General features: G+C 69.1%; 13 protein-coding genes and 1 pseudogene. 4 read left to right on the top strand and 10 right to left on the bottom strand.

The window, feature by feature from the left end; translation table 11 throughout:
• Positions 1-87: 87 nt before the first annotated feature.
• From ACFYXF_RS27940 to ACFYXF_RS27910, 7 genes and pseudogenes are all read right to left on the bottom strand, one after another.
• Entirely contained in the window at positions 88-984 is an 897-nt protein-coding gene (locus ACFYXF_RS27940; RefSeq protein WP_389353450.1) for a TauD/TfdA dioxygenase family protein, read from the bottom strand.
• 28 nt (positions 985-1,012) lie between these two features.
• A complete protein-coding gene (locus ACFYXF_RS27935) occupies positions 1,013-2,350 on the bottom strand; it encodes an LLM class flavin-dependent oxidoreductase (RefSeq protein WP_389353449.1) in 1,338 nt (445 codons plus the stop codon).
• 17 nt (positions 2,351-2,367) lie between these two features.
• Positions 2,368-2,539: pseudogene (locus tag ACFYXF_RS27930) on the bottom strand (cobyrinic acid a,c-diamide synthase); the annotation flags it as partial.
• On the bottom strand, positions 2,485-3,201 hold the full coding sequence (locus ACFYXF_RS27925; RefSeq protein ID WP_389353447.1) for an ABC transporter ATP-binding protein: 717 nt from the start codon (positions 3,199-3,201) through the stop codon (positions 2,485-2,487). The pseudogene ACFYXF_RS27930 and the gene ACFYXF_RS27925, both read right to left, overlap by 55 nt.
• Entirely contained in the window at positions 3,177-4,088 is a 912-nt protein-coding gene (locus tag ACFYXF_RS27920) for an ABC transporter permease (protein WP_389353445.1), read from the bottom strand. Before ACFYXF_RS27920 ends, ACFYXF_RS27925 begins: the two co-directional genes overlap by 25 nt.
• A complete protein-coding gene (locus ACFYXF_RS27915; RefSeq protein WP_389353443.1) occupies positions 4,085-5,134 on the bottom strand; it encodes an ABC transporter substrate-binding protein in 1,050 nt (349 codons plus the stop codon). Before ACFYXF_RS27915 ends, ACFYXF_RS27920 begins: the two co-directional genes overlap by 4 nt.
• Before the next feature lie 249 nt (positions 5,135-5,383).
• A complete protein-coding gene (locus tag ACFYXF_RS27910; protein ID WP_389353441.1) occupies positions 5,384-6,613 on the bottom strand; it encodes an ROK family protein in 1,230 nt (409 codons plus the stop codon).
• A 500-nt stretch (positions 6,614-7,113) separates the two neighbouring features.
• Between ACFYXF_RS27910 and ACFYXF_RS27905 the strand changes: the two genes are divergently transcribed.
• Positions 7,114-7,692, top strand: coding sequence for a biotin transporter BioY (locus tag ACFYXF_RS27905; protein WP_389353439.1), 579 nt, complete (start codon positions 7,114-7,116; stop codon positions 7,690-7,692).
• Positions 7,693-7,760: 68 nt separating this feature from the next.
• Here ACFYXF_RS27905 and ACFYXF_RS27900 read toward each other — a convergent pair whose 3' ends face one another.
• A complete protein-coding gene (locus ACFYXF_RS27900) occupies positions 7,761-8,492 on the bottom strand; it encodes a hypothetical protein (RefSeq protein ID WP_389353437.1) in 732 nt (243 codons plus the stop codon).
• 230 nt (positions 8,493-8,722) lie between these two features.
• Between ACFYXF_RS27900 and ACFYXF_RS27895 the strand changes: the two genes are divergently transcribed.
• Positions 8,723-10,774: a serine/threonine-protein kinase gene (locus ACFYXF_RS27895; RefSeq protein WP_389353435.1), complete on the top strand. Its 2,052-nt coding sequence runs from the start codon at positions 8,723-8,725 to the stop codon at positions 10,772-10,774.
• A gap of 42 nt (positions 10,775-10,816) precedes the next feature.
• On the opposite strand, the gene ACFYXF_RS27890 is transcribed toward ACFYXF_RS27895, so the two are convergent.
• On the bottom strand, positions 10,817-12,262 hold the full coding sequence (locus tag ACFYXF_RS27890; protein ID WP_389353433.1) for an amino acid permease: 1,446 nt from the start codon (positions 12,260-12,262) through the stop codon (positions 10,817-10,819).
• A gap of 212 nt (positions 12,263-12,474) precedes the next feature.
• Between ACFYXF_RS27890 and ACFYXF_RS27885 the strand changes: the two genes are divergently transcribed.
• The gene (locus ACFYXF_RS27885; RefSeq protein ID WP_389353431.1) at positions 12,475-12,963 is read left to right on the top strand and encodes a ribose-5-phosphate isomerase; all 489 of its coding nucleotides are present in this window, start codon (positions 12,475-12,477) and stop codon (positions 12,961-12,963) included.
• Positions 12,964-13,214: 251 nt separating this feature from the next.
• Positions 13,215-14,024, top strand: coding sequence for an Fpg/Nei family DNA glycosylase (locus ACFYXF_RS27880; RefSeq protein ID WP_389353430.1), 810 nt, complete (start codon positions 13,215-13,217; stop codon positions 14,022-14,024).
• A 16-nt stretch (positions 14,025-14,040) separates the two neighbouring features.
• Here ACFYXF_RS27880 and ACFYXF_RS27875 read toward each other — a convergent pair whose 3' ends face one another.
• The gene (locus tag ACFYXF_RS27875; RefSeq protein WP_389353429.1) at positions 14,041-15,303 is read right to left on the bottom strand and encodes a GNAT family N-acetyltransferase; all 1,263 of its coding nucleotides are present in this window, start codon (positions 15,301-15,303) and stop codon (positions 14,041-14,043) included.
• Positions 15,304-15,408 lie beyond the last annotated feature (105 nt).

Genomic DNA, 15,408 nt, shown 5'->3' with positions numbered 1-15,408 from the left:
AACTACACGCTAGCAACAAAAAGACCCTCACGTGACTCACGCGAGGGTCTTTTTGCTGCTGAGACTTTTTGTCGCTGACGGGCAGGCCTAGGCGGCGACCGAGGTGTAGTGCGAGGCGTCCCCGGCGATCGAGTAGCTCTCCTTGCCCTCGATGCCGACCGGGATGTCACCGGCGATGGTCACGCGGTGCAGGCGGCGCGGCTGTCCGTCGTAGTTGTCGATGGCGTAGTGCTGGGTGATCCGGTTGTCGAAGAGGACGAGCTGGTTGGGGGACCAGCGGTGGCGCAGGATGTTCTCCGGGCGGGTGACGTAGGCCTGGAGGATGTCCAGGATCTTGCGGGACTCGCCGGCCGACAGCCCGACGATCCGCTGCGCGAACCCGCCGATGAACAGCCCGCGTTCGCCGGTCAGCGGGTGGACGCGGACCACCGGGTGCGCGGTACGGAAGTTGATGGACGTGAACTGGGCGCGCTGGGCGGCCTGTTGCTCGTCCAGCTCCTCGTCCGGGACCGCGTAGTCGTAGTCGTTGGTGTGCTCGGCCCACAGATTGTCGGCCAACTGCCGCAGGGGTTCCGGCAGGTCGCGATACGCGGCCGCGGAGCTGGCGATGAGCGTCTCACCGCCGTACGGCGGGATCGTGATGCTGCGCAGGGTGCTGGCCTGCGGCGGGTTGAGGACGAACGTGACGTCGGTGTGCCAGTGGTTGGCGGCCCGGCCGCGCTCACTGTCGACCGGCAGCACGTTCGGGGCGCCGTCGACGGCCGACACGGTGGGGTGGGCGGTGGTGAGGTCGCCGAAGTGGCGGACGAAGGCCTGCTGACCCTCGTCGTCCAGGTTCACCTCGTCGAAGACCAGCGCCTTGTGGACGTTGAGGGCCTCGCGGATCGCGGCGACCTGCACCTCGTCGAGGGGCTTGGAGATGTCCACACCGGACACCCGGGCGCCGATGTTGGCGGTGACCTTCTGGATTTCAATGCCGGACATGTGCGGGTTCCTTCCAGATCGGGGTTGGTCAGACGAGAGCGGGCTTGGCGGTGTACTGGTTGGCGGGGCGAGGGAGGCCGTACCTCTCGCGCAGGGTCCGGCGCGGCCCGTATTCCGTACGGAGCAGACCTCGGGCACGCAGGATCGGGACGACGTGGTCGACGAAGGCGTCGAGACCGGACGGCAGGACCGCGGGCATGATGTTGAACCCGTCGGCGGCACCGCGCGTGAACCAGGCCTCGATCTCGTCGGCGACCTGCTCGGGCGTACCGGCGAAGGTGAGATGCCCGCGCCCCCCACCGAGCCGCCCGATGAGCTGCCGCACGGTGAGCCGCTCACGCCGGGCCAGCTCGACGACGAGCGTGTAGCGGCTCTTGGCGCCTTCGATGGCACTCTCGGGAGGCAGATCGGCGGGGAGAAGCCCATCCAACTCCAGTGTTCCAGCGGGCAGTTGGAGAAGCCCCTCCAGTCGCTCCACACCATGCGCGTACACGATGTGGTCCTCCAGGACCTGCTCGTTGGCCAGCGCCTCGGCCTCCGTGCCGCCCAGCACCGGAACGATGCCGGGCAGCACCTTGATGTGGTCGGGGTCCCGACCGGCCGCCGCCGTACGGGACTTGAGGTCGGCGTAGAAGGCCTGCGCGTCCTCGATGGTCTGCTGAGCGGTGAACACGGCCTCCGCGTACCGCGCGGCGAACCCCTTCCCGTCCTCACTCGACCCGGCTTGCACGAGCAGCGGGTAACCCTGAGGCGCACGCGGCACGTTGAGACCGCCCTCGACGCTGAAGTACTTCCCCTTGTGCCGGGGCGGATGCACTTTGGAGTCGTCGCCCCAGACCCCGGCAGCCTTGTCGGCGACGATGGCGTCGTCCTCCCAGCTGTCCCAGAGCTTGCCCGCCACATCGAGGAACTCGGCGGCACGCGCGTACCGCTCGGCGTGCGCGGGCTCGGCGTCGAGCCCGAAGTTCCGGGCGGCCTCGGCCCCGGCAGTGGTGACGATGTTCCAGCCGGCCCTGCCTCCGCTGATGATGTCGAGCGAGGCGAACTTCCGGGCCAGGTTGTAGGGCGAGTTGTAGGAGGTGGAGGCGGTGGCGATCAGCCCGATGTGGGTGGTCGCCGTGGCGAGGGCGGTGAGCAGAGTGAGCGGTTCGAGGGCACCGGCGGGCCGCTGGGCGATATTGCCCCACAACTGCGGACTGTCGGCGAGAAAGAGGGAGTCGAACGTGCCACGCTCGGCGATCCGCGCGAGCCGCACGTAGTGGTCCAGCTCGACATGGGCGTACGGATCACTCTCCGGCAGCCGCCAGGAGGCTTCGTGGTGCCCGGTGCTCATGAGGAAGGCGTTGAGGTGGAGTTGGCGAGGCATAGGGGTTCCTTTGCATCTTTTAGCCCGTCCGGCGTTTGAGGACGAGGCCGTTCAGGCCGAAGCGGGGGTCTGGGGGCGGCAGCCCCCAGGAACGGGATGGGACGGGTAGGGGCGGCGGGGGCGAGAAAAGCCGCTCACCGGACGTCCTCCGTCACGCCAAGCGCCGCAAGCAACCGCGCCCGGTACTCGCCCCGCGCAGCCGCCTCCCGGTCAATGGCGAGATCGAGCCCGATCCGCCCGTCCTCCAGCACCAGCACCCGCTCGGCCAGAGCAACAGCCTCATCCACGTCATGCGTGACGAGCAGAACGGACGGCCGGTGCCGCTCCCACAGCTCCCGCAGCAACCCGTGCATCCTGATCCGCGTCAACGCGTCCAACGCCCCGAACGGCTCATCGGCAAGCAGCAGTTCAGGCTCCCGCACCAACGACCGCGCCAGAGCCGCCCGTTGCGCCTCCCCACCCGACAACTCACTGGGCCAGGCCCGCTCCCGCCCCTTCAGCCCCACCTCGGCCAGAGCCTCCCGCCCCTTCTCGGCGGCCTCCTTGCCCTCCAGCCCCAGCAGTACGTTGTCCAGCACCCGCCGCCACGGCAGCAGCCGCGCGTCCTGGAACACCACCGACACCCGCTCGGGGGCCGAAAGCCGGCCGCTCCCCGACACCTCGTGATCGAGCCCCGCGACCGCCCGCAACAAGGTGCTCTTGCCGGACCCGCTGTGCCCGAGCAGGGCGACGAACTGCCCGGCGGGGATGTCGAGATCGATACCGTCGAGGACCGTCCGCCCGTCGAACGACCGGGTCAGACCCCGGAGTTGGACGGCGGGCCGGGTCAGTTGCTCAGCGTGCGTCGCCATGACAGCACCCTCCGTTCGATGAGACGGACCGCGCTGTCGGAGGCCAGGCCGAAGATGCCGTAGATGGCCAGGCCGACGAGGATGACATCGCTCTGGCCGTAGTTCTGGGCCTGGAACATCATGTAGCCGAGTCCGTTGGTGGCGTTGATCTGCTCCAGGACGACCAGCCCCAGCCAGGAACCGGTCACCCCGAGCCTGAGGCCCACGAAGAAGCCGGGCAGTGCGCCGGGGACGACGATCTGCCGGACGAACTGGAGCCTCGACAGCCCCTGCACCTCGGCGAGTTCGACGAACCGGCTGTCGATGCCGGACAGCGCGGAATGCGTGTTGAGGTAGATCGGGATGTAGACGACGATGGCGATGATCGCGACCTTGAACGTCTCGCCGATGCCCAGCCAGAGGATGAACAGCGGGATCAGACCGAGGGTCGGGATCGCCCGGTTGAGCTGGACCGTCCCGTCGATCAGCGCCTCGCCGACCCGACTGAGCCCGGAGGCCAGGGCGAGGACGATGCCCGCGGTCAGCCCGATCGCGAAGCCGGAGGCGGCCCGCCGCAGAGAGGTCAGGATGTCGGTCGGCAGGGTCCCGTCGGTCCACAGATGGACGCCGGTCCTCAGCACGGTCCAGGGCGCCGGGATCGCGGCCGGGTCGAGCTGTCCGGCGGCGGAGGCGGCGGCCCAGAGGCCGAGGAAGAGGGCAGGCCCGATGAGCTGGGCGGCGGGCAGCCGCTTGCCGGGGGAGAGCCGCCGGCGCCGCCGGACCTGGCCGAGTTCCCCGCCTTCACCGCCTTCCCCACCGACGACGACAGACGCGGCTGAGGCCGAGGTCGAAGTCGATGTCGATGTCGATGTCGATGTCGATGTCGTGGACGTTGTCACGGCGGTCACCTCCGGTACTCCGCAGTCACGGACTTGGCCGCGATGCCCTCGAAGCGATGGTCGAAGAGCGAACCCACGTCGAACTTCTTCACGAAGCCGCCCTCCGCGAGCAGATCGGCGGTCTCCTGCTCCCACTTGATCGCCTCGTCCCAACTCGGCGGGAACAACGGCTTGTTGGCGAGCGCCGTGATCGCCCGCGCCTGGGCGAGGGTCAGGTTCTGCGTCTTGACGTAGAACTCCTCGTTCCACGCGTCCGGGTTCTCGTACGCCCACACCTGGCCCTTGGCCCAGTACGGGATGTACGCGGCGATCGCGGCGGCCTTCGCGGGGTCGTTCAGCACGGAGACCGGCGCCCACAGCAGGTTGAGCAGGTCGACGACGTCCGTCTTGATGGTCCGGGCACCCTTGGCGCCGTACTGCGCGATATACGCGGGCGCCTGGCTGTTGCCCAGCGGCGCGATGTCCACCTGGCCCGACTGCAGGGCGGTGAGGAACTGGTTGCTGGTCAGCGGGACGAGCTTGACCTCGTCGTAGGCGAGCCCGGCCTGCTTCAACGCCCGCAGGAGCACGACACCCTGGGCCTGCCCCTGCGAGAAGGCGAGCTTCTTGCCCTTGAAGTCGGCGACCGACTTGATGTCGCTGCCGGGCTTGGTCGCGAAGAGATAGTTCGGCTTTCGGGTGACGTTGATCGCGACGATCTTCGCGTCGTATCCCTGGTAATGCGCCTGGATCGGCGGAATACCCGCGTTGTTGGCGACATCGAGGGAGCCCGCACGGAATGCGTTGATGACATCGGGACCGGCCCCGATGTTCGCCCAGGTCGACACCTTGAACGGCAGGTCGCCCAACTTGGCGAGCTTGAACTGGAGTTGCTGGGTGTTCAGATACGAGGAGATCTTCAGACTCGTACCGGCCGGGACCTTTTCGGCGAGCGCGGCGGTCGAGGCGCCCTTGGTGCTGGCCGCGGCACTGCTGTCGGCGCAGCCGCTCAGCCCGGTGACACCGGCCGCGGCGCCGAGCAGGGAGGTGAGGAAGAGACGTCGGTCGACTGACATGGGAGTACTCCGTGAGGTCGAAAGGCAGGAATGCATGCGGAATTCGGGCAGGGCGAGGCCCAGGAACGGAAAAGGAATTCACGCAGAAAGAACAGAAGGCACAGCAGGAAATGAGCGCTTCACACGCGGCAACGTGTCAGCAACAGGGGCGACGTGTCAGCAACAAAGGGTGCGACAGCTCACGAAGAGGCTCATGAGAACGATGCTCCCGGTCATGCCTGACCCCTGTCAACATTCGGAGTTTCTGAATTAAATAGCCACAGGTGAAGCGGCCTCGGACGAAGCGGCCAGCGGATCCCGGTACAGCACATCGAGCGCCACCGAACCGCCCGCCACCGCGAGCACCGAATCCGGGAAACTCGTCGGCACGACGGAGGCCGCGCGGTCGGCGCCGACCCCTTCGCGCAGCGCGGCGAGGCAGTCCTCGCGGTAGATGGTCCCGACCTCGGTCACGACCACCGTCTCCGGATTCAGCACATCGAGCAGCAGCCGCGCCGCCCGCCCCACGGCACCCGCCCGCCGCACCAGCAGCTCGACGGCATCCTGGTCGCCCGCAGCGGCCGCCGCGACCACGTGCATGGGGTTCGTGCCCTCGACGACACCCGCCTCCCGCGCCCGCCGGCACAACGTCCGCTCGCTCAACTCGGCCTGCAGGCAGCCCGTACGACCGCAGTCGCAGACCTCCGTACCGCCCGGCACCGGCAGATGGGCGATGGCACCGGCCTGGGAACGCGGACCGTGGTGCACCTCGTCGTTGGTCGCGAACGCCGCGTCGACCACATTGCCGACGAACAGATGCAGCACGCTCCCACTGCCCCGCGCCGGCCCGAACAGCCGCTCCCCGTTGACCAACGCCCGCGCGTGCCCGTCCACATGGACCGGCAGCCCGGTACGGGCGCCCAGCACATCCCGTACCGCCACGTCCCGCCAGCCCAGCATCGGGTGCTCGACGACGGTCCCGGACTCCCGGTCCACCCAGCCGCCGACGGCCACGCCGACCCCGAGGGCCCGGCAGGCGGGGACGCTGTCCAGCAGTGCCCGCAGTCCCTCGGCGGCCCGCGCCAGCACCCACCCGGGATCGGTGCGTTCGTGCTTCAACTCCCGCTGGGCCACCACCCGTCCGCGCAGATCGAGCAGCGCGACCGTCGTGTACGGCACGGCCACATGAACTCCGCCCACGACGAACCGGGAGCTGTCCAGGTCGACGGGGACGTGCGGACGCCCCACCCCGTTCGACCGCCGGGGCGCGGACTCCTCACGGATCAGGCCGAGTTCGGCGAACCGCGCACAGTAGTCCGTCACCGACGCGGGCGACAGCCCCGTCAGCCGGGCGATGGTGCTGCGCGCGACCGGCCCGTGCTCCAGCACGGACCGCAGAACGACACTCGCGCTGGTCCGGCGCCGGTCGGGGTCGGCGGCGCGAGGTATACGGGAAGAAGGGGAGGGAGAAGCAAGGGTGGGTGCCGCGGCACGGGGCATGGCGATCATCCTCGGGGAACGGGTCCGACACTGCGCCGTCTCGTAGGGACTCGGGAAGTCGTGAAGACTCAGGGAGTCCTGTGGAGCGAGGCGCGCCGGAGCCGCCTCACCCGGGGCGGCGACAGGTGGCCGTGCCCACGCGTCGCAGGTCGACATAGCGACGCGACGAGAAGTACCGGGACTGGGCGACCATGCGCACGAAGCTAGCAAAACGGTCCGCCGCTGCCCAGATGGCGACCAGCGGGCGAGACGGCACCTGTCCAGGCAACTGTCGGGATTGGCGGAACCCTACAGAAGCCGCCCCGCGCATCCCCGTAGCCCGAACCACTCCACCTCAGTGACCGGCATCACGCCGTACCGCGTGTAACCCCCACCGTTTGTCCGAAGCCCACCAAGCCTCCGTCGCCCCCTTTGTCGAGCGCTGACGGTGATCGGCCCGAGGACGCTGGGATAGCGTCACGATGTCCCTTGCCGCTCACCCACATCCCCGCGGAGTCCCCATGGCAACCGCCGTCGCCCCCGCCCGCCCCGGCCAGGTCCTCGCCGACCTGCTCCCCGCCTCCCGCGTCCGGGACGCCGCGCTCGTGCTCGGCGGCGCCGGGCTCGTCGGGATCGCCGCCCAGATCGCCGTCCCCGTGCCCGGCTCGCCGGTGCCGGTGACCGGGCAGACCTTCGCCGCACTCCTCGTCGGCACCGCACTCGGCGCGGGCCGCGGCCTCGCCGCCCTCGCCTTCTACGCCCTGGCCGGTCTCGCGGGCGTGCCGTGGTTCGCGGAGGGCGGCTCGGGCACGTCCGTGTCCTTCGGCTACGTCCTCGGCATGCTGCTCGCGTCCGCCGCCGTGGGCGCGCTGGCCCGCCGTGGCGCCGACCGCTCGGTGCCGCGCATGGCGGGCACGATGCTGATCGGCGAGGCGATCATCTACGCGATCGGCGTCCCGTACCTCGCCCTGGCCGCCGACATGAGCGCGAGCGCGGCGATCGCCGCCGGCCTCACCCCGTTCCTGCTGGGCGACGCGTTGAAGGCGGCGCTGGCGATGGGCGTACTGCCGACGGCGTGGAAGTTCGTCAACAAGAGCTGAATAACGGCGGGTTGAGAGAATCGGAGGAGGGGGAGGCGGAATCCGCCTCCCCCTCCTCCATGTGCCGATCAGCCCTGCGGCTGACGCGACTGCTGGGGCCGCCGCTGCGACCACCACATGCCCGCCGCCCCGGCGGACAGCAGCGCCGCGCCGACCGCGCCGAGCGGGAGCAGATCGCGCGCCGGGCCGGTCCTCGGCAGCTCGTCGCCCCCGGGCGCCACCGGCTTGTTGTCGGTGCCGAGCAGCAACGGCGTGGCCGGGGCGTTCGGCGACGGGTTCGTCGTACCGAACGGGACCGGGCCCTGCTGCCAGTACGTCTTCGCACCGTCGGCCGTCTGCACGGGCAGGCAGATCTTGCCGGTCTTGCCCAGGTCGTACGTCGCCTCCACGTCGTACGACTTCGACTTACCGGCCGCGAGATTGCCGACGGCGCAGTTGAAACCGCTGTTCGAGCCTTCCGGAAGATCTCCTTCGGGAATCTCCGCACAGCCCTGGACGTTCTTGACCGTCATACCGTCGAATCCGACCACCAGAAGCCGGATATCGCCGCTCTCCTTGCTCCCCTCGTTCTTTACCGTGGCAGTGAGCGCGGTTTCCTTCGAACTGTTGTCGACCGAGATGCTCTCGGGCAGCTCCGTGGTCAACTTGACGCCCGCCGGCGCTTCGTCAACGGCCTTTCCCCCTTTGCTGCTACCGGGTCCCTGGTCATCCGCGCTGGCGGTGAAGGAAAGGATCATCACGGCCGAGAAAGATGCCGTGAGCAGCGATCCCGCGATGACCGTCGTGCGACCAGAACTCATGTTCGTCCCCCTTGGATCCCCCTGGACTGCGCCTGAATTCGCAGTCCATGAAGAGGTACCACAAGATTTGTCACCACTATGCTGGTACGGCACGAAGTGTGACCATTGTGGTTCTGGTGGGGCGTGCGTTGAGGGGGTGCAGGGGATTGCCGGGGAATATGGGCGGCGGTGCTCCAGGTCTGCTGGTGACGGGTCGATATCGGCTGGTCGAAAGCATTGGACAGGGGGGAATGGGGCGGGTGTGGCGAGCCGCCGACGAAATGCTCGACCGGCCGGTGGCCGTCAAGGAAATGCGGATCGACGGACTCGACGCGGAGGACACCCGCACCCGCCGCGAACGCACACTCCGCGAGGCCAGGGCGACGGCCAGGATCGACCACCTGAACGTCGTGCGCGTGTACGACGTCGTGGACGAGGGCGAGCGCCTGTGGATCGTCATGGAGCTGGTCGCCGGCCGCTCCCTCGAACAACTCCTCGTCGCGGACGGCCCGTTGGCCCCGGCCGACACGGCCCGTCTCGGCCTCGGCCTGGTCTCCGCGCTGCGCCAGGTGCACGCCGGGGGAGTGCTCCACCGGGACATCAAACCGGGCAACGTCCTCGTGGAACGACGCGACCAGCGGGTCGTCCTCACTGACTTCGGCATCGCCGCCATCCAGGACGCGAAGGCCCTGACGATGGTCGGGATGCTCGTCGGCTCCCCCGACTACATGGCCCCCGAGCGTGTGTCGGGCCGGCACCAGGGCCCGCCGTCCGACGTGTGGTCGCTGGGCGCGACACTCTGCGCGGCACTGGGCGGCCGCTCCCCGTTCTCCCGCGAGACGACCCTGGCGACGCTGCACGCGGTCCTGTACGAGGACCCCGAACTCCCGGCCGCCGCAGGCCCGTTGCACGACATCCTGGCCGCCCTCCTGGAGAAGGAACCGTCGGCCAGGCCCGCACTGGAGGACGTGGAGCTGGCACTGCGCCCGGTGGCGTACCCGGCACCGACACCGACACCGACGCCGACACCCGAGCCCGAGCCCGAGCCCGAGCCGGAAGAGGAGCCCGAGCCGAAGGAACCGGAGATACCGGACGGCCGCCCGGACACGGCGCCCCTCACCCCCGTACAGCCGCCCCAGGACACCCCGACCCCCGCCTACCTGGACGCGCCACTCGTACGGGCAGCACGACAGCCACGCGAGCAGCCGGAGCCCCAACCCGAACTCGCACCCGAACCCGAACCCGAACCCGTGCCCGAACCCGCACCTGAACCCGCGGAGCCGACGGACGCGATCCCCGCCGCCCACGCGGCAGCCACCCCCGTCCTGGGGACCCCTTCCTACGCTGCCTCCCCGGAGGCATCCAGCGCCTCCACCGAAGTCCCCTCCGAGATACGGTCCGAGGCCGGTTCGGCGGTACCCGTGCGCAAGGCCGGGGTCTCCCTCCTCCGAACGAAGGAGCGGGAAGAGACACAGACACAGACACAGACACAGGCACGGACACAGACCCGAACCCAGCCGCCGGCGCAGCCACGACATACCCCGGAGCGGCAGGTGGCCGCCCTCCCGACGGCCCCGCAGACGGTGCCACCGCAACTGCCGCAAGGCGAACTCCCGGGCCCCGCGCGCCCGTCCGACCCCGGGCGGGGCCGCGACCGGCGCCGGGGCCGCCGTCGTACGGGCATGGTGGCGGCCGGTGTGGTCACGGCGGGCGCGGTGGTGGGGATCGTTCTGGCCTCGACCGCAGGCTCACCGGACGACAAGAACACGGCGACTCCGGGATCGTCGCCGGCAACAACCTCGGCCGCCCCCACCCCACCCGAAACAACTCCCGCACCCACCCCCGAACCCACGGTCGAGGGCACGTCCCGCCCGCGCAGCCTGCCGCCCGGCGCGCACGAGGAGGCGGGCGGATACGCGTGGGCGACACCCAAGGGCTGGCGCCGGGACGTGAAGACGGGCGCCGAGGTGCACTACACGTCGCCCGACGGCAGGCAGGAACTCCTGGCCAAGTCCTCGCTCGCGCGCGGCGACCTGCTGGAGACCTGGGAGGAGTCGGAGCGCAACGCCCGCCAGGGCCAGGACTACCGGAAGATCACCCTCGCGGAGACGACGTACCAGGGGCACCCTGCGGTCGTCTGGGAGTACACCTTCACCCTGGACGGCACCCACTGGCACGCCCGGCTGCTCGGATTCGACGTGGAGGGGAAGTCGTACCAGGTCAGCACCTGGTACCACGAGGAGATCGAGACGCAGGCGGTACGGACCTACGAACAGGTCAGGGAGTCGTTCACGGTGCTGTGAACAACTCCCTGACCACTGGGACCACTTGGAACACTTGGATCGCTAGCCGACCTTGACGACGTCGCCGTCATCGGCGATGTCCGAGGCCGGATCGCCGGAGGCGACGACGACGGTCCCGCGCCCGGTCCGCTGCCGGACGACGGCGATGACGAGCACAACGGCCGCGACCAGCAGCGACAGAAGCACGGTCTCGCGTCCGTCGTGCTCGGTGTCGGTGAGCATGTAGCCGAGGACGAAGACGATGAGAGCGGCGGTCGCCCAGGTCAGATACGGGTACAGCCACATCTTCACGACGAGCTTCTCCGGGGACTCGCGCTCGATGATCTTCCGCATGCGCAGCTGCGAGAAGCAGATGACCAGCCAGACGAACAGGGCGACGGCACCGGAGGAGTTGACGAGGAAGAGGAAGACCGAGTCGGGGAACTTGTAGTTGAAGAAGACGGCGACGAAGCCGAAGACGACCGAGGCGACGATCGCCGCGAGCGGTACGCCACGGGACGTGGTCCGTGCGAAGGCCTTGGGCGCGTCACCGCGCTGCCCGAGCGAGAAGGCCATGCGGGAGGCCGTGTAGAGCCCGGAGTTGAGGCAGGACAGCACCGAGGTCAGCACGATGAAGTTCATGATCTGACCGGCGTGCGCGATACCGAGGGAGTCGAGGGCGGCGACGTACGAGCCCTTCTCCTTGATCGAGGGATCGTTCCACGGCAACAGGGTCACGACAACGAAGATCGACCCGAGATAGAAGACGGCGACACGCCAGATGATGCTGTTGGTGGACTTGGTGACGGCCCGCTGCGGGTCCTCGGACTCACCGGCGGCCAGCGTGGCGATCTCGCTGCCCATGAAGGAGAAGACGACGAGCAGCACACCGGTGAGGATGGCGCCGGGCCCGTTGGGCAGGAACCCGCCGGAGTCGGTGAGGTTGGAGAGCCCGGCCTTGTCACTGTCGACGCCGGGAAGCACGCCGAACACGGCAAGCCCACCAACAACCACGAAGGCACTGATGGCGACGACCTTGATACCGGCGAACCAGAACTCGAACTCGCCGTAGGAACCGACGGAGACGAGGTTGGTGGCGGTAAGCACGACCATCACGATGAGAGCCCAGGCCCATTGCGGTACGGCGGGAATCCACCCTTCGAGAATGGTGGCCCCGGCAGTGGCCTCCACCGCGAGCACGACAACCCAGAAGAACCAGTAGAGCCAGCCGATGGAGAACCCGGCCCAGCGCCCGAGCGCCCGGTCGGCGTGAGCGGAGAACGATCCGGAGGTCGGGTTGGCGGCGGACATCTCGCCGAGCATCCGCATGACCAGCACGACGAGCGTGCCGACGAGCGCGTAGGAGAGAAGGATGCCGGGGCCGGCGGTGGTGATACCTGAACTGGACCCGACGAAGAGTCCGGCTCCGATGACACCGCCGATGGCGATCATCGACAGATGCCGGTTCTTGAGCCCTGCCTGGAGCCCGGAGGACGGAGAGGCGGTCATGGGGGGAATTCCTTTGCGCCGGGTGAACGGGGAAGCGCGCCGGTGGGGACGGCGTAAACAGTCGGTCCAGTGAATCGGAGGCAAAGCGATTCCTGAACCTTTGAATCCAGATCGTTACTTGAGGTTTCCTTGAGGTTCCGCAGTGTTGCGTAGAGTTTTCGCGATCAACCCCCGAGGCTGCTGCCCCGAAACAGGCGTGTCACACTCGTCCCATGCGCGTGTATCTCGGCTCGGACCATGCGGGCTTCGAACTCAAGAACCACCTCGTCGAATGGCTCAGGGCGGCCGGCCACGACCCCGTGGACTGCGGCCCCCACATCTACGACGCCCTCGACGACTACCCGCCCTTCTGCCTCCGCGCCGCAGAGCGCACAGTGGCCGACCCGGACGCCCTCGGCATCGTGATCGGCGGCTCCGGCAACGGCGAGCAGATCGCGGCGAACAAGGTGAAGGGCGTGCGCGCGGCGCTCGCCTGGAGCGAGGAGACGGCGTCGCTGGGCCGCCAGCACAACAACGCCAACGTGGTCGCGGTGGGCGCACGCATGCACACCCAGGACGAGGCGACGAAGTTCGTGGAGACGTTCTTGGCGACCCCGTTCTCGGAGGACGCCCGCCACATCCGCCGCATCGACATGCTGTCGGCGTACGAGACGACGGGCGACCTTCCGGAGATCCCGCCGCACCACCCTCAGGACCAGTAGTCGGCTGCGGGTGAGTGGGGGCTGGTCGCGCAGTTCCCCGCGCCCCTGGGTAGGCATCCTGAACGCTGTTCAGACATTTCAGCGCGCCCGGGGCACCCTCCAGCCCGTCCGGCGTTTGAGGACGAGCGCGTTCAGCGCGACAAGGGGGGTCTGGGGGCGCAGCCCCCAGGGATGGGAACGGGTAGGGGCGGCGGGGGCGAGAAAACCCCCACGGCCACCCCCACCCACCCGCGGACAAAGAAGGAGCACCCGTGCCGGAAGGGCACACGATCCACCGCCTGGCCCAGGACTACGCCGCCGCGTTCCTAGGAACAGAACCCCAAGTAACCAGCCCCCAGGGCAAGTTCTCCGACGCAGCCGCCCTCCTCGACCACGCCGAACTCACCCACACCGAAGCCCACGGCAAACACCTCTTCCTCGGCTTCCGAGAATCCACCTGGATCCACATCCACCTCGGCCTCTTCGGCAAGGTCAACTTCGGCGCCACCCCCGCCCCACCCCCCACGGACACAGTCCGCCTCCGCCTGGCGAACAACACCTCGTACGTCGACCTCCGAGGCCCCACCACCTGCGCCCTGATCACGGACACCGAGAAGCAGGCGATACACGCCCGCCTGGGCCCGGACCCCCTGCGTCAGGACGCGGACCCCACCACGGCCTACACCCGCATCAGCCGCAGCCGCACAACGATCGCCGCCCTCCTCATGGACCAGAAGGTCATCGCGGGAGTCGGCAACGTCTACCGCGCAGAGGTCCTCTTCCGCCACGGCATCGACCCGTACCGCCTCGGCAGGGACATCACCCCCACCGAGTGGACCGCGCTCTGGACGGACCTGGTCGCCCTGATGCGCGAGGGCGTGCGCAACAACCGCATCGACACCGTCCGCCCGGAACACACCCCGGAGGCGATGGGCCGCCCGCCGCGCGTCGACGACCACGGCGGCGAGGTCTACGTCTACCGCAGGGCCAACCTGCCCTGCCACCTCTGCGGCGGCGAGATCCGCACCGCCGACCTCGCCGCCCGCAACCTCTTCTGGTGCCAGGCCTGCCAGGCCGACTGAAGGCCGAGGCCGGGGATCAGAACCCGTGCGACAACCAGGGCGCCACAACCGACCCGAACGCCACCGAGGCCTCGGCCAACGCCCCCTGCCGAACCTCCCGCACCCGCCCGGCGGCCGCCAGCCCGGCCAACGACACACCGCCCAGATAGGCCGACCCCAACTCCCGTACGGACAGGGCGAGGTCAGCCGCGTCCTCGGTACGCACGCACACCGCCCCCTTGGCATCGCCGCTCAGCCGCCAACGCCCCGAGTTCCACGGACAGAAGGCGTCCTCGACGTCGAACACGACATCCACCGGCGCCTGGTACGTCCGTGCCTCCAGCGCCGCCCCCAGGTCCACCAGCCGTACGTACAGCGCGTCCCGCCTGCGCAGCCCGCACCGCCGGATGTCCGACACCATGTGATGCCAGGGCTCGTCGACCGGCTGCCCACGCGCGATGATCTTCGAGGTCAGGTCGAGATCGAAGAGGAACCGCCACAGGGCGGCGTGCGAGGGAGCGTCGAGCGCGTGCACGTCCTCGACGACGACCGCGCTGTTGGACCCGGTGACGTCCCAGTCGGGCTTGACCCGGAACCGAGCGAACCCCACGACCTCCGCACCCCGTTCGGCGACAACGCACTGCAGGGGCGAGGCCCCGTCCCGCTCGCTCTCGGGGTCGAGCACCATGGCCCGCTCCCAGCCGGGCGTCCGCGCCAGCATCCCGGGCCGCTCCGACACCCGCCGCGCGTACACCGCCTCACAGACGTCCAGGGCCTCGGTCGGTACGGCATACCGCAGCCGTACGTCATCGGTCCCGTCCGGCACCGCCAGCCGTACCCGCGTCGTGTCGATCTCGATGGTCAGCGAGTGCGTGGCGAGGCCGTACCCGAACCGCCCGTAGATGGCGGGCTCGGAGGCCGTCAGCACGGCCAGGGGCTCACCCCAGCTTCGTACGTCGTCCAGCTGCCGCCGCATCATCGACGTGAGCACCCCGCGCCTGCGGTGCGTGCCGGCGACACCGACCATGGTCACGCCCGCGGCCGGGACGGAGGCACCACCCGGTACGGTTACCTGGAAAGTGAAGGCACCCGCACTGCCGACGCACACGTCACCGTCCCAGGCGCCCACGGAACGGTCGAGTTCGGTAAGTGATTTCCACAACTCCCGTTCCTCGGCGGACTCGGTCATTCCGCCGAAGGCGCGGAGCAGGTTGTCGTACCACTGATCCCAGTCTTCGGGCCGAAGAACCCGCAGATCGGTCGGGCCGGAGGGCGTACCGGAGGTCCTGGAGGTCGTCATAGACCATGACTACCAGGGCATTGCGGGACGAGCGAGGGAATTTCTCCCTCGGGGCCTCGGACCGGCTCTCGGTGGGTTTCACTGTGAAGTTGAACCTCGGACGGG

The organism is Streptomyces sp. NPDC002680 (assembly GCF_042889145.1).
GTDB lineage: Bacteria > Actinomycetota > Actinomycetes > Streptomycetales > Streptomycetaceae > Streptomyces > Streptomyces adonidis.
Note: the sequence above shows the minus strand (reverse complement) of the source record. Positions and strands in the feature narration are given on the sequence as shown.